The organism is Archangium lansingense (assembly GCF_026626635.1).
In the GTDB taxonomy this organism is placed as follows: Bacteria; Myxococcota; Myxococcia; order Myxococcales; family Myxococcaceae; genus Archangium; species Archangium lansingense.
On sequence record NZ_JAPNKA010000001.1, the window covers coordinates 11,739,123 to 11,754,079 of the forward strand.

Genomic DNA, 14,957 nt, shown 5'->3' on the forward strand with positions numbered 1-14,957 from the left:
CACCTCGAGTCACAACCCACCCCGGCGACCGTAGCCGTCGCGCACTGTCTATCGACCCACTGCTGAAACGCAGCGCCCGGACGCACGCCTGGAGCCCGAGCGTGCGCACGGAGGCCCGTGCTTGTTGCCCTGTTCCCGAGTGCACATCTCGGAGTCGTTGACGGCTGCGTGGGGGCGGCGGGTCCTGAATCCGCCTGCGGCCCGTACAAGGGAGCAACAAGCGATGCGAAGAGCACTCGTGAGCGCGGGATTGCTGCTGGGACTGGCTGGCTGCGCGGGAGCGCAGAAGGTGCCAACCGAGCAGCTGGTGGACTCACAGGTCTCCATCCGCCAGGCGGAGGAGGCCGGGGCCGAGTCGGTGCCGGATGCGGCGCAGCACCTGCAATGGGCTCGGGAGCAGACGAGCGAGGCGCGCAAGCTGCTCGAGCGCAACGAGCGAGACAAGGCAGCGCTCTTCCTGAAGCGGGCCGAGGCGGACGCGGAGCTGGCCCTGGCCCTGGCGCATGAGGCGCCGGCACGGGCCGAGGCGGACCGGGTGCTCCAACAGGTGCAGCAGCTCCAACAGGGCACGGTGCAGTAACAGCCACACGCAACGGCGCATCGAGGACTCGATAGCCGGAGGAGAAGGTCATGCGGGGATGGAAGCTTCTGACGTGGGGCGTGCTGGGAGCCGCCGTGTTCGCGGGGTGTGCGGCCAGCACGCCGCGAGAGCTGCTGGATGCACGCTATGCCTATCAACAGGCCTCCACCGGGCCGGCGGCCCAGTACAGCCCGGAGGCCCTGGTCGAGGCGCGCGAGGCCCTCAACGAGGCCAACCGCTCCTTCGAGAGGGAGCGGGACTCGGAGCGCACGCGCACGTTGTCATACGTGGCGTTGCGCAAGGCGCAAATCGCCGAGTCGCTTGCCCGGGCCATCGTGGCTGAGCAGGAACGGGCGGCGGCGGAGCAACAGCTCGCCATGGCCCAGAGCTCCGACGCCATGCGGACGCGGCAGGAGCTGGACAAGGCGCGCGCCGAGCTCGCCGAGGCCCAGCGCCTTCGCGCGGAGGCGGAGCAGCGGCAGGCGCAGCTCCAGCAACAGCAGCAACAGGCGGCCGAGCAGCAGCAGCAGGAGGCTGCGCAACTGGCCGAACAGCAGAAGCTGGAGCAGGCTCGACGCGAGGAGCAGGAGCGCCAGGCCCGGCTCGATGAGGCCCAGGCAAAGATGGACCAGCTCAACGCCCAGCTCGAGCAGGAGCGCCAGGCGCGCCTCCAGGCAGAGCAGCGCGCGGCCCAGGCTGAAGCCGAGGCTCGTGCCCAAGCTCAGGTGGCCAGTGAGCTGCGCAACATCCGGCAGGTCCAGGTGAAGGAGGAGGCGCGAGGGTTGGTGCTCACGCTCTCCGGCAGCGTGCTCTTCCGCTCGGGGAGCGCGGACCTGCTGCCGACGGCCAAGCGCAGGCTCGACGAGGTGGCCGCGGCCCTGAACAAGACGCAGAGCCCGCTCGTCATTGAGGGCCACACCGACAGCCAGGGCCCCACGGAGCTGAACGAGGAGCTCTCCTACGAGCGTGCCGGAGCGGTGCGGGACTACCTCGTGGAGCGCGGCGTGGACAGCGAGCGCATCCGGGCCGAGGGACGGGGCGAGGAGCAACCCATCGCCTCCAACAAGAACCCCGAGGGCCGCGCGAACAACCGTCGGGTGGAGATCGTCATCGAGCGTGGTATCGGCGGCGCCGGTGAGCAGCAGCAGGAGCAGGAGCAGGAGGAGCAGCAACAGCCGCAGCAACAGCAACAGGGTGGTGACACGGGGGGCGCGAACGTGCCCGAGTCCCCGCAGCCGGGACAGATTCCGCAGCCCTCTCCGGGCCCATAGCCCCAAGGTGAAGGGCTAGACCGGCGGAGGCAGCTCGACCCAGCGGCGCTCCTCATGGGAGCGCCGTGCCGCATCCAGCACGCGCTGATTGCGCCACCCGTCCTCGAAGGTGGCCGCGCCCTCCACGAGCCTCATGCCCTCCTGCATGGCCCGCACCACCTCCCGGGCGAAGAGCAGGAAGCCGCGGGCCCACTCGTTGTCCGGCAGTCCGGGCGGGAGCGGCGCCAACGCGGGCAGCTCCACGGGCTCCCAGACCCGCGAGCCCACCGCCGAGTGCCAGAGCCGATGGCGCTCGATGCGCAGCGCGCCATAGGCGCCGAACACCTCCACCATGTGCACGGGCTCGCCCGCCTCCATCGACGACAGCTCCACCGTGGCGGTGACATCCGACCCGAAGCGCAGCAACACGGACGCCTCCTCGTCCGCCGTCACGGGCCGCGCATTCCCACTGCCCGGCTCCACCCGCTCCACCGTGTGAGCCTTCAACGCCCCTAGAACCTCCGAGGGCTCGCGCCAGAGCAGGTGCCGCAAGGCATCCACCGCGTGCGAGCCGAGGGCGCCCAGCACTCCCCCACCCTGCGCAGCATCGGACCACCAATCCCAGGCCCGCGAGGCAGAGGCACGGTTGTCACTTCGGTACACCACGCGGGCATGCCGCACGGCCCCGAGCGCGCCCCCCAGGATGAGCGCCCGAGCCCGCTGGCGCGCGGGCAGGAAGCGCAGCTCGTGGTCGAGCAGCGCAAGCCCTCCCCGTGCACGGGCCTCCAGGAACATGGCCTCGGCCTCGGTGGCATCGAGGGCCGTGGGCTTCTCGCACAGCACCGCCTTGCCCGCCGCGAGCGCCTCGAGGGCCATCTGCTTGTGCAGGGCGGGCGGCGTGGAGATACACACCAGGTCCACACCCGGGTGAGCCAGCACGTCGCGCCAGTCATCGGTGGCGTGGGGAATACCGAGCTCACTGGCGACCACGGCAGCCTTCTCCCGGTGCGCGCTGGCGATGCAGAGGACGTCCACGCCCGGACACGCCCGGAACGCAGGCACCTGGGTCGAGCGGGCGAAACCCGCGCCAATGATGCCGACTCCGATACGCACTTCCCGGCTCATGCGCGCCCCTGAGCTACAGCTTCTTGGAGAATCCGGTACTGAGTCCGAAAGACATTACCCGGGTATTCACCCCTTCCCTGCCATAGAAGGCAGGGAAGGAGAAGAACGGCAGCACGTCGATCCAGAAACCATGGACGTTGGTGCTGAAGCCCGCGGTGACACCCAGCGGGAGCGCAAACGTATCACCGACCGTGCCGAGATCTCCGAAGCTTGCACCTGAGCGCAGCGCCACATGGAAGTGCTCGTTGAGCTGAAGGAGCACGGACACAGGAACCCGGAGCCCTACCCGGGAGGCACGCAACACCCCCACGGGCTGGCCAGAGGTGCTGATGGGCAGGAAGGCCCCCACGTCGAGCCGGACCCGGCCAGAGCGGAGCAGCACCAAGGCTCCCGTCTCGACGCCGCTGAAGACGACTCCCGTGGAAGAGAAGAAGGCGCGAGCCGTCACACCCAGCTCGAACGGGCGGGAATCAACCACCTGATACGCAAACCCAAGCTCCGGGTTGCCGTACCGGAAGGACTCGGACAGCACGAGCGGCGCGAAGGTGGCGTCCACCATCCACCGGTCCGCGAAACCGAACAGCGTGCCGAGGTTCAATGCCAGGAAGTTGCTGGCGTCGGAAGAGGCGGGCGGGATGTCGAGAAGCACCGCGTACGGCAGGATGATGCGGGACGGCAGCGTGAACCGACGCTGGGTGATGGGCAGGAAGTATGACTCATCCTCAGACGACTCTTGTCCAGCGGAGGGGGCCGCTGCAGGCGCGCCGCTGGCCTGGGCGAGCGCCCCGGTGGGCAGCAGGACGAGGGCAGCTCCGACGGCGAAGGCCCCCAGTCTCTTCCGGAGGGACACGGTCTGGCTCATCCCTCTGGAAGCTGAGGGTTTTCTCCGGAAATGAAAAGACCCCGCCGCCTCGGAGGCAACGGGGCCTGACACTTCCCGCCCGCTTTGCGTTACGGCTTGACCGGAGCGGCCGGCAGCTGCGACGGGCTGGTGGGCACCTGGATCTCACCGGAGACAATCTTGGCGCGCAGCTCCTCGACCTTCTGGAGGGCCTCCGCCTTGCCCGGGAACTCCACGCGCACGGGAGCGTAGGTGACACCACCCTCCTTGAGGCCCAGCATCACGTCACCGCCCTCGAGCTTGCCCTGGGACAGGTCACGCACGGCCTCGTAGACGCCCAGGTCCACGCGCTTGAGCATCGAGGTCAGCACCGCCTCCGGGGCCAGGTGCGACTGGTCCGAGTCCACGCCGATGACGAACACCGGCTTGTTGGCGGCGCGCGCCTCCTTCACCGCCTGGATGACGCCCAGACCGTCCGAGCCAGCCGCGTGGTAGATGATGTCCGCGCCCTTGTTCACCAGGTCCTGGCCCACCTGCTTGCCAGCGGACACGTTGTCGAAGCTCCCCGTGTAGTTCACCAGCACGGTGGCCTTGGGATTGGTGGCGGCCACGCCCGCGCGGAAGCCCGCCTCGAACTTCTTGATGAGGGGCACCTCAACGCCCCCCACGAAGCCCACCTTGTTGTTCTTGGAAGCCAGGCCCGCCAGCGCGCCCACCAGGAAGCTGCCCTGCTCCTCGCGGTACATCACCGTGCGCACGTTGGGCAGCGTGTAGGGCTTGCCGTCAGCAGACACCACCGGGCTGTCGATGAGCAGGAACTTCGCGTCCGGGTTGCGCTTGGCCACCGTCTCCACGGCGTTCTCGAGCATGAAGCCCACGCCGATGGCCAGGGACACGCCCTGGTCCACCAGAAGCTGCAGGTTGGGCTCATAGTCCTCGGGCACCTTGCTCTGCAGCACCACCGGGGTGACATTCACCGGGGTGATGTTGCGCGTGGACAGGTCCTGCTGAAGCGTCTCCTTCAGCTCCTCCGGGGTGGCGTCCTTGTAGCTGCCGCCCTCCATCTTCTTGCCCGCGCCCCACAGCTCCAGGCCGCGCAGCGCCGAGTCGTTGAAGGAGTGGTCACCGCGACCTCCCACGTCCGTCACCAGGCCGACCTTCAGCGCCTTCTCCTTCGGAGCGGCGGAGGTAGGCGCGGGGGTGGCCCCCGGCTTCGTCTCCTCCTGCTTCTTGCAGGCGGACACGAGCACCAGGGCAGACAGCAGGGACAGTCGCAGGAAGGGACGGAAATTGGCCATGGCGCGGCGCTTAGCAGAGCCGCGCCCTCCCCTTCAAGCCGGGCCCAGGAGGAGTCAGGCCAGGAGGGCCGCGCCGATCAGCCCGCTGTCGTCACCCAGCTCGGCATCGGAGATGAGCAGCCCCTCGCGCGAGGTGGTGGAGGCAAACGCCTGCACCCCCTCCACCAGGCGCCGCCGGATACCCGGGCAGTGCGTCAGCACGCCGCCGCCCAGAATGAGCCGCGCCGGGTTGAGCACCGTCACCTGGTTGGCCACGGCGATGGCCAGCATGAGGCTGGCCCGCTCGTAGATTTCACGCGCCTCCGTGTCGCCCGCATCCGCCGCCTGCTCCAGCGTCACCGGCGTCACCCGGGCCGGGTCTCCACCCGTCAGCTCCATCAGCACGTGCGAGCGCCCAGTGGCCAACAGCTCGCGCGTCTGCGCAATGAGGTTGTGGCCGCCCGCGTAGGCCTCCAGGCACCCCAGCTCACCGCAGCCGCACCGGCGCCCGTTGGGCACCACTTTGATGTGACCCAGCTCGCCAGCCACGCCGCCACCGCCGTGCACCAGTCTGCCACCGGCGATGATGGCGCTGCCCACGCCCGAGCCCACGAACACCGTGTACATGTCGTGCGCCCCACGCCCCGCTCCGGCGTTGAGCTCACCCCATGCGGCGGCCGACAAATCATTCACCACCCGGACGGGGTAACCCAGCCGCGTGCGGAGCATCTCCCCCAGCGGCACGTTGCGCCAGCCGAGGTTGGGCGCCACCGCCAACACCCCCGACTCTCCGTGGATCTGCCCAGCCGCGCCCACGCCGCAGCCCTTCACGTCTGTGCCCGCGGCATCCACCGCCGCCTTGGCCGCGTGAGCGATGGACTCCACCACCGCCGATGGGCTGCGCTCGCCGAGCGCCATCTTGGCGGAGGCAATGATGTGGCCCTGCGCATCCACCACCGCCGCGCGGGCGAACGTGCCGCCCAGGTCAATTCCCAGCGTGGGCATCCGTGTCCTCCGGTTGGGCAATCAGCCCTTGAGCTTGGAAACGAGAGACGAGACGAGCGCCGCCACTTCCTTGCGCCGAGCCTCGTCCTTGAAGCTCCCGTCCGTGTTGAAGGCTTCCGCCGCCCGGGGCAGGTGCACCTGGGAGGGCAACACGTGCGCGCCCGTGGAGGACAACACCTGCCGCAGGTGCGGCTGCATGCGCGCGGTGCCGAAAAAGCCCGGCGAGGCCCCCATCAGCGCCGCCCACTTCTCCGGGAAGAGGCGCTCGGGCCCTCGCGACACCCAGTCCAGGGCGTTCTTCAGCCCGCCCGGAATGGAGGAGTTGTACTCGGGGCTGGCGATGAGCAGCCCGTTGGCGCGGGCCAGCCGCTCCCTCAGCTCCTTCACCAGCGGGGGCCAGCCCTTGACCTCCACATCCTGGTCATAGATGGGCAGCTGCGCGAGCACCTGCGGGTCCACGACATCGACCTCGGCGCCCTGCGCTCGGGCTTCCGCCACGGCGAGGTCCAGCAGCTTCTTGTTGAACCCCCCCGCGCGCACGCTGCCGCACAGGGCCAGGATGTGAGGAGTTCCCATTGAGGCCCCTTCTCTAGCTCAGCCGCCAACCTCGCGCTTCATCTTCTCCACCGTGCCCTCGATGAGCTGGCGGATCTCCTCCAGCCGCTCGGCTGTCTTCGCCTCGAAGCGCAACACGAGGATGGGCTGGGTGTTGGAGGCGCGGATGAGGCCCCACCCGTCCGGGAAGGTCACCCGCACTCCGTCCACGTCCACCAGCGAGTGGCCCGCCTTGCGCAGCGTCTCGGTGGCGCGCTTGACGAGCTCGAACTTCTTCTCCTCCACCGTGTCCACGCGCAGCTCGGGCGAGGCGAACGTCTTGGGCACGTCCGCGAGCAGCTCGGACAGCTTCGCCTTCTCGTGCGTGAGAATCTCCAGCAGGCGCGCCGAGGAGTAGATGGCGTCGTCGAAGCCGAAGTAGCGGTTCTTGAAGAAGATGTGGCCGCTCATCTCGCCGGCCAGCTCCGCCTGCTCCTCCTTCATCTTCGCCTTGATGAGCGAGTGGCCCGCCTTCCACATCACCGGCTTGCCGCCGTGCTTCGCGATGTCGTCGTACAGGGTGTAGGAGCACTTCACCTCGCCGACGATGGCCGCGCCCGGGCTCTCCTTCAACACGTAGCGGCTGAAGAGGATCATGATCTGATCGCCCCAGAGGATGTTGCCCTGGTCATCCACCACGCCGATGCGGTCGCTGTCGCCGTCATAGGCGATGCCCACCTCGGCCTTCTCGCGCTTCACCGCCGCGATGAGGTCCTGCATGTTCTCCACCACCGTGGGGTCCGGGTGGTGGTTGGGGAAGGTGGCGTCCATGTCGCAGAAGAGCGGCACCACCTCGAAGCCCATGCTCTCGAAGAGCGGCACGCCCACCGCGCCGCCGGTGCCGTTGCCCGCGTCGATGACGATCTTCATCCCCTTGCGGCCCACCTTCACCGTCTGACGGACGAAGTGGTAGTAGGGCGTGTGGATGTCGAACGGGCTGACGGTGCCCGGCGTGGCGGCCGTCTCGAAGTCGCGCGCCTCGATGAGCTTGCGCAGCGCCTGAATCTCCGGGCCGTGGAAGGTCGTCTTGCCCGCGCCAATCTTGAAGCCGTTGTACTCGGGCGGGTTGTGGCTGCCGGTAATCATCGCCAGGCCATCCACCGGCAGGGTGTTGGCGGCGAAGTAGGTCAACGGGGTGGGCACCACGCCCACGTCGAGCACGTTCAACCCGGTAGAGGTGAGACCACGGCAGAGGGCGTCGCGGAAGCGCGTGGAGGACTCGCGGCAGTCGCGGCCGACCACGATGGAGCGTCCACCCTTGCGCCGCACCACGGTGCCGAGTCCCTTGCCCAGCAGTTCCACCACCTCGACGGTGAGGTCCTTATCCACCAGGCCACGGATGTCGTACTCGCGGAAGATATGCGCGTTCATGAGGCTGTTTCCTGAAGCCCTCGAAGGGGGGCTGAGTCGAAGGCGGCGCACTGTATACACAAGCCCGGGGCGGGGGGGTACCGAAGCGGAGTCCCGTCAACCGTTGGAAATCACGCTGTCGGGTACACAGGCAGTGTAACCTCCCGTGACTCCTGGTAGACCGGGCACGAGAGGCCCGGCCCGCCAGGCGGAAGCTCCTTCTGGAGCGGTGCGCCGTCCCCCTACGCGACCTGAGTGTCAGCCTTCGAAGCGGGAAGCCTGAAGGTCGCAGTGGCACCCAGTCCCGGCCCCGCACTCTCCAGCGTCAGCTTCCCACCCATCAACTGTGCCGCGAGCGCACTGGAGTGCAGGCCGATGCCATGGCCTTCCTTGCGAGTGGTGAAGCCCTGGGTGAAGAGCCGCCCTTGCACCTCGGGCTCGATGCCCCTGCCATTGTCCACGACCTGGAAGTGGATCCACTCCCCCTCCACATACAGCCGGAGCAGGAGCCGACGCAGCCCTGGGATGACCGGCTCCAAGGCCTGCCGGGCATTGCTGATGAGGTTGAGGAGGATCTGCAGCAGCCGGTGCCTGTCCACCTTCATCCTGGGCAGCGGCTCCAGCTTCTTCGTCACCTGTACGCTCCATTGCAGCAAAGCACCGGCCTGCAGCCGCAGGGCTTCTTCCAGCACCTCGGCCAGGTCGCACTCCTCCACCAGCAGCGTGGACTTCGCGTAGGCCTGCTGCATCTGGATGATGGTGCGGACCCGATCGACATTCTTGGAGAGGTCCTCCATGCCTTGCTGCAGGGAGACCCGCTCCTGCGCCAGCTCACTTGCGAGGCCGGAGAGGTAGGCGAAGAGCTGGCTGCCGCGGGGGTCTTTCGTGAGGAAGCCCGCGAGGTCGTCGCGGTGCTCCGCCAGGAGGTTGACCACCTGCTCGACACGGCCCATGCGCGAGGCAGCCACTGTGCGGCGCAGCTCATCGCTGTCCACCACAAGGCTGGTCAGGGCGTTGCCCACGTCATGCAACACGCTGGAGGCCACCTCGGCCTTGCCCACCATGCGCGCCGTGTCCACCAGGTTCGCCTGGGCCTGCCTCAGCTCGCGCGTCCGCTCCTCTACACGAGACTCCAGCTCCTCGTTGGCCTGCCGCAGAGCGCTCTCGGTCAGCCGCACCTCGGAGTAGAGCCTCGCGTTCTCCATGGAGATGGCCGCCTGGGAGGCCAGGTGCTGCAACAGGATGATGCGACCGGAGTTGAAGGCCTCCGAGGTGAGGGAGTTCTCCAGGTACAACACGCCGTAGAACTCCTCCTTGCGCATCAATGGCAGACACAGCACGGAGCCAGCCTGGCGGGCGGCACCGGCCGAGCCGGAAGAGAAGGCGTGAGGCCTGGAGGTATCGTCGATGAGCACGTGCTCGCCGGTGCGCCGCACATAGGCAATCAGCGCTCCCGGCGGCTGCCAGGCGGAGTGCCCCGGAGAGACCACCCGCACCTCATCCTCGGCGGACTCCACCAGCGCCGCCACCGTCAGCGTCTCTCCCTGCAACAGCAGGAGAGCGCCCCGCTGGGCCCCCGCGTTCTCCATGGCCACCCGCATGAGGGTGCCCACCAGCCGCTCCAGGTCCATCTCGCTGGAGATGGCCTGCTGCGCCTTGACGAGGCTGAGCGCGTCCAACAGCTTGGAGCCCGTGTCGTAGCTGGTGGTGCCCTGGCCACTCAGCACCATGTGGGAGATATTCGGCCACTGCTCCTCCAGGTGCCGGACCTTTCCCTCAGCGCCCCACTGGAGATAGGCCTCGCGCGCCTGGCGGGCATAGGCCAGGGCGATGAGGGGTACCCCCTGCTCCTTCCAGAAGCGCGCGGCCAGCTCGCTCGCCACCGCGACATTCTGGATGAGGCCCAGCTCACGCGCGGTCTCGATGGCCTCCTCATACCCGCGGATGGCTGCCTCGAGTCTGCCGTGCAGCCGGTGCAGCTCCGCCGCCACCATCCTCTCGGCCGCGCGAAACGTCTCCGGACAGCTCGTGGCCCACTCCTCCAACTGCCGCCGGTGCTGCTGGATGTCCTTGAGGTACTGCTCCCGCAGAGACTCCGTGGCCTCCCGGCAGCACGCCGCCAGGACCAGGGCCCTGTAGAGATGGTGCTCCAGCAGCTGGATACGACCGCTCACGGCCCAGAGCAGCCCCTGTGCCTTGTCCGCCGCCTGGCGCGCCTCCTCGTAAGCGCTGCTCATGAAGCGGGACCGGGTCTTGATGACGGCATACGAGCACTTCAACGGGGCCATGGCGCTGTTCAAAAGGCCCTCGAGCTCCTCCTCGCTGAAGCCCTCGCCGTTCAGGGAGCCGAACGACACGGTGAGCCCCCGCATCTGCCGCGCGAAGGCCCGCAGGAGCCCGGTGATATTCCCCGCGTCCCGAAAGCCAGCCTTGAGCGCGAACCCGGCATACGTGACGGCCTCGCGCTCTACCTCGGCCAGCTCAGCGCCCATGCAGAGCTGAAGCCAGACGATGAAGATGCAGCAGTAGCCGGCGATCTGCAGGTCCCCCGACAGGAGCGCTTGATGAAAGGCCTTCTGGTAAAGCTCCTTCGCCTCGGGCAGGGGCCGCACCCAGAGACTCACATGCCCCTGGGTGAAGAGGACCCGGGCCCGGTAGGCGGAGATGTCATTGCGCTCGACGAACTCCATCGCCAGCTTGCCGAAGGCGTGTCCCCGGTGGGGGTTCTTGAAGAGGCAGCTCGTCACAAACCCATACCAGACATAGGCGGACGCGGACTCGTGGGTGCTTCCATAGCGCAGGGTCAGCGACACCATGTGGCACAGGTGCAACGCCAGGAGCGTCTCGCTGGTGAAGAAGGCCGGCGCGAACAGGGCCCCGAGCAGCCCCATGATCGTCTTCTTCTCCGGGTCCGTCATGGAGGGCAGCTCGACGAGGCTCTCGATGGGACGATTGCCCAGGAGTGACTCCAGCTCCTTGTTGGCGGCGGTGACCTCGTCCCAGGTGGGCCTGGCGGGGATGTGCACACCGAAGCGCGCCAGACATTCCAACAGGCAGGCGGCGGCGGCCTGGGGCTGGTTGGCGGTGAGGTAGATGCTGCTCTGGAGCCGGTAGGCCGCCGCCAACTCCTGGTGTGACAGCTCTCGGGCGAGCAGCTCCTCGACGATGCGGCGGGCCTCGGGGCCATTTCCGCTCATCAACTCACTGTTGGCCTGTCCCAGGCGCAGCTTGAAGGCGAGCTCGGGTGCCGTCACCCAGAGGTCCCCGGGCATCAGGCGCAGCGCCATGGAGAAATACCCGATGGCCGAGCGGTGCGCGGTGGAAGACTGAGCACGGAAGCCCGCCTCGGCATTCAACCGCGCCAACCGGGTGCGCTCCTCCGTGTCGCTCAGCAACTCCACGCCCGCGTTGAGCTGCTCCACCACGTCGAAGAGGCGCTCGCGCAGCTCCCCAGGCGAGAGACTGGCCCAGAGCAGCCTGCCGATCTCCAGGTGGATGGCCTTGCGCTCCACCTCGGCCAACAGGGTATAGGCCGCCTGTTGAATGCGGTCGTGCAGGAAGCGGTAGTGCTGAGAGCCGAACTGCACCACCAGTTCTTCCTGGAGGGCGGGCTCGAGGCCGAGCTCCACCTCGGAGGACTCCTGGTGGGAGAGGAGGGCCAGGGTCTCCAGTGCGAAGGTATTGCCCACGCACGAGGCCAGGCACAGCAGCCTCAGAGCCTGGGTGGGTAGCTTGCGCAGCCGGCTGGTCATGAAGTCCAGCACGTTGTCCGCGTAGCCCATGGCCCGCACGGCGTCCGCGTTCCAGAGCCATCCTCCCTTGGGCCCCCGCTCCACCAGACCATCCTGATAGAGCGACTGCAGGAACTGGAGGAGGAAGAAGGGATTGCCCCCTGTCTTGGTCTGGAGGAGCTCCGACAGCGGCACGAGAAGCGCCTCGGACGCGCCCGGCAGGGCATCCGCCACGAGCTGCCGCGTCTGCGTGGACGCGAGCGGCCCCAGGTGAATCTCCGTGAGCCGGGCTCCCCCTTTGCGCGCCTCCTCCAGCACCAGCGCCAGCGGATGCGAGGCGCTCACCTCGTTGTCCCGGTACGCTCCCATCAACAGCAGGGGCGGCGTGTCCGGATGGGTGGACAGGTACTTCAGCAGCGTGAGGCTCGCGAAGTCCGCCCACTGCAAGTCGTCCAGGAAGAGCACCAGCGGCCGCTCGGCGGAGGCAAACACTCCCAGGAAGCGCTGGAAGAGGAGGTTGAAGCGGTTGCGCGCCTCGGCGGGCGGAAGCTGCGGCGCGGGCGGTTGCGCGCCCACCACCCTCTCCAGCTGGGGCACCAGGTCCACCAGCACCTGACCATTGCCCTCGAAGGCCTCTTCCAGACGCTGACGCCAGGCCTCCACCTCCTCATTACTGCCCGCCAGCATCTGCTGCACCTGCGCCCGAATGGCCTGGGCCAGCGTGGCGTAGGGAACGTCCCGCTGCAGCTGGTTGAACTTACCGCTGAGGAAGAAGCCCCGGCGCTCCAGCACAGGCTTGTGCAGCTCTTGGACAATGGAGGACTTGCCGATGCCCGAGTAGCCCCGCACCAACACCCACTCGGGCCGCCCCTTCTGCGCTACGTCCTCGAAGGCCTTCAGCAGCGCTTGAATCTCGTCTTCCCGTCCATAGAGGTGCTGGGGAAGCTGGAAGCGGGCGGGGAAGTCCTGGAGGCCCAGCGGGAAGTCCTCCCGTCCGCCCCGCAGCAACGCCTCCTGACAGCGCTCCAAATCTGCCTTCAGCCCCTCTGCGCTCTGGTAGCGATCATCCGCGGCCTTGGCCAGCAGCTTGAGCACCACCGCCGAGAGCATGGGAGGAATCGAGGGCAGCAGCTCGCTTGGGGACACGGGCGTCTGCGAGATGTGCGCGTGGAGCCACTCCAGAGGATCCCTCCCCCGGAAGGGCAGGCGCCCCGTGAGCAGTTGGTAGAACGTCACCCCCAGCGAATAGAAGTCGGTGCGGTAGTCCACCGCCCGGTTGATCCGCCCCGACTGCTCCGGGGACATGTACGGCAGCGTGCCCTCCACGAGAGAGAGATGAGAGCTCTCCACGCGCTCCACCTGCCGCATGGAGGCAAGCCCGAAGTCGATGAGCCACACCTGCCCTCCCACCGACAGGAGAACGTTGGCAGGTTTGATGTCCTTGTGAATGACGCCGCGGCGGTGCACTTCCGCCAACGTGGCGGCCAGGGGAATCGCGATGGAGAGGAAGTCGGAGAGCTCGAGGGGCCGGCCCAGCTGCTCCGTGAGGGCGTTGCCTCCCACGTCATCCAGCAACAGCACGGGCCGCTCCCCCAGCACTTCACAGCCACGAGTGGAGAGCACCCCGGGCGTCCCTCGCAAGTGCTGCAGCACGCTGTACTCACGCTGGTAGCGCGCGCGCTCGCGCGGGCCGAGGCGCTCGTTGCGCGGGGTTTTGACGATGACGGGCAGCTGATCGGCCTCGCGCAGCGCCTGGAACAGCAGGCTGCTGCTCGTCATCTGAAAGAGCCCGAGGAGCTTGTACCCAGGAATGTCCATCATGGTGATACGGCGGATTTCTAACATCTCGCCGTACCCCAAAGCTGGAGCCCCAGCGAAATCCTCTCGGCGCCGGGGATGGACTACTCAGGGTGTGGCTCGTCTCCGCACATCGTGTGAGCGAGGCTAAGGGTAAACCTCTAGCGGACGCGCGCTCGTGCTTGCTGCTCGCGGTCGAAGTCCACGAGGGCTCGGATGATGTGCTCACGGGAGTCGGTGAGCAGCAGGTAGCGCGCGTAGTCCTGGCCGCGGGCGAGGTGCTCCAGGAGAGGGTAGACGGGCCGCGTGCGCGTCCAGAAGTCCTGGCCCAGGAAGATCATCGGACTGACCACGCCCACGGTGTTGTAGTGGTTCTGGCAGGCGTCCTGGAAGACCTCCTGGATGGTGCCGGCGCTTCCCGGGGAGTAGATGACGCCGCCCTTGGCGATGGTGAGCAGGCCATCCTCGCGGACGCTGTTGGCGAAGTACTTGGCAATGTGCGTGGCGAAGGGATTGGGCGGCTCGTGGCCGTAGTGCCAGGTGGGGATGCCCAGGCTCTCGCTGACCACGCGGTCCGCATCCCGGAGGGGCCAGGTGGCACGCACCTCGAAGGCACGCGAGAGCCACTCACGGTCCTTGTAGCTTGGTGCCTTGGCGAGGACCTCGAGAGCGGCGGACAGCTCTGCCTCGGTACGTCCTGCGAACCAGGCGCCTACGTGCGTGGCCTCCATGGCGCCCGGCCCACCACCGCTCACCAGGAAGAAGCCCAGGCGGGCCAGCTCGCGGGCCAGCTCGGCCACCGCGCGGTAGTCAGGCTGCCCCCTGAGCATGGAGTGACCGCCCATGATGGCCACCGCCCTGCGCGGCCGGCCCTGGCTCTGCAGCGCGAGCACCTCCTCCATGGCGTCGGTGATGGCATGGTCGTGAAGCCGCTGTGCGAGCGTCTCCAGTAGGGAGGGCGAGTTGGCTCCACCGCGCGAGTTCCAATGGGCGTAGATGCGGGCGTCGGGCGTGTCCGCGTAGGTCTCGGGGCGCGCAGGGTCGAAGCCCGCGTACAGCTCCTCGGGGGTGTAGAGACTGCCCCGATACGGGGAGTAGGGCAGCCCCGAGAAGGGCGGGAAGACCATGGCCCCGTGCGCGAGCACGGCTTGCAGGGCCTGCGTCTCGAGCTGGCAGCCCAGGAAGACAGTGCCCGTGAGGTCCGCATCCAGCAGCACCCGGGTCTGCGCCGTCAGGTCGACTCCCTGAAAGATGACGTTGGCGAGGCTCTTGCCGTTCGCCAGGTGCTGCGCAAATGCCGCGAGGCTCTCAATCTCGACCACGAGGATCTCCGGAAGACGAAGGGATCGCGAAGGTAGCAGGAGACCCTCGCCTCCGGGGTGACTCCTCGGGTGCTCACGGCCCGGG

10 protein-coding genes are annotated in these 14,957 nt (G+C 68.0%); 2 read left to right on the forward strand and 8 right to left on the reverse strand.

Translation table 11 applies throughout. The features are described from left to right. The first annotated feature begins 223 nt into the window (after positions 1 to 223). Positions 224 to 580, forward strand: a complete 357-nt coding sequence (locus OV287_RS46825) for a DUF4398 domain-containing protein (RefSeq protein WP_267540567.1) — start codon at positions 224 to 226, stop codon at positions 578 to 580. 50 nt (positions 581 to 630) lie between these two features. Then, positions 631 to 1,851, forward strand: a complete 1,221-nt coding sequence (locus OV287_RS46830; RefSeq protein WP_267540568.1) for an OmpA family protein — start codon at positions 631 to 633, stop codon at positions 1,849 to 1,851. Positions 1,852 to 1,866: 15 nt separating this feature from the next. Here the strand turns inward: OV287_RS46830 and OV287_RS46835 are convergent, their stop codons facing one another. From OV287_RS46835 to OV287_RS46870, 8 genes are all read right to left on the reverse strand, one after another. After that, the gene (locus tag OV287_RS46835) at positions 1,867 to 2,955 is read right to left on the reverse strand and encodes a Gfo/Idh/MocA family protein (RefSeq protein ID WP_267540569.1); all 1,089 of its coding nucleotides are present in this window, start codon (positions 2,953 to 2,955) and stop codon (positions 1,867 to 1,869) included. Between the two features lie 13 nt (positions 2,956 to 2,968). Beyond that, the gene (locus OV287_RS46840; RefSeq protein WP_267540570.1) at positions 2,969 to 3,805 is read right to left on the reverse strand and encodes a hypothetical protein; all 837 of its coding nucleotides are present in this window, start codon (positions 3,803 to 3,805) and stop codon (positions 2,969 to 2,971) included. A 101-nt stretch (positions 3,806 to 3,906) separates the two neighbouring features. Beyond that, positions 3,907 to 5,094, reverse strand: a complete 1,188-nt coding sequence (locus tag OV287_RS46845) for a BMP family lipoprotein (RefSeq protein ID WP_267540571.1) — start codon at positions 5,092 to 5,094, stop codon at positions 3,907 to 3,909. A gap of 54 nt (positions 5,095 to 5,148) precedes the next feature. Next, positions 5,149 to 6,078: an ROK family protein gene (locus OV287_RS46850; RefSeq protein ID WP_267540572.1), complete on the reverse strand. Its 930-nt coding sequence runs from the start codon at positions 6,076 to 6,078 to the stop codon at positions 5,149 to 5,151. 21 nt (positions 6,079 to 6,099) lie between these two features. Beyond that, positions 6,100 to 6,654 carry an NADPH-dependent FMN reductase gene (locus OV287_RS46855; protein WP_267540573.1) on the reverse strand — a complete coding sequence of 185 codons (555 nt, stop codon included), beginning with the start codon at positions 6,652 to 6,654 and terminating at the stop codon, positions 6,100 to 6,102. A gap of 18 nt (positions 6,655 to 6,672) precedes the next feature. Then, positions 6,673 to 8,043 carry a phosphomannomutase/phosphoglucomutase gene (locus OV287_RS46860; protein ID WP_267540574.1) on the reverse strand — a complete coding sequence of 457 codons (1,371 nt, stop codon included), beginning with the start codon at positions 8,041 to 8,043 and terminating at the stop codon, positions 6,673 to 6,675. A gap of 221 nt (positions 8,044 to 8,264) precedes the next feature. Beyond that, on the reverse strand, positions 8,265 to 13,574 hold the full coding sequence (locus OV287_RS46865; RefSeq protein WP_267540575.1) for a trifunctional serine/threonine-protein kinase/ATP-binding protein/sensor histidine kinase: 5,310 nt from the start codon (positions 13,572 to 13,574) through the stop codon (positions 8,265 to 8,267). Between the two features lie 137 nt (positions 13,575 to 13,711). Continuing rightward, positions 13,712 to 14,872 (reverse strand): LOG family protein, encoded by a 1,161-nt coding sequence (locus OV287_RS46870; protein WP_267540576.1) that lies wholly within the window; start codon positions 14,870 to 14,872, stop codon positions 13,712 to 13,714. Positions 14,873 to 14,957: the final 85 nt, after the last annotated feature.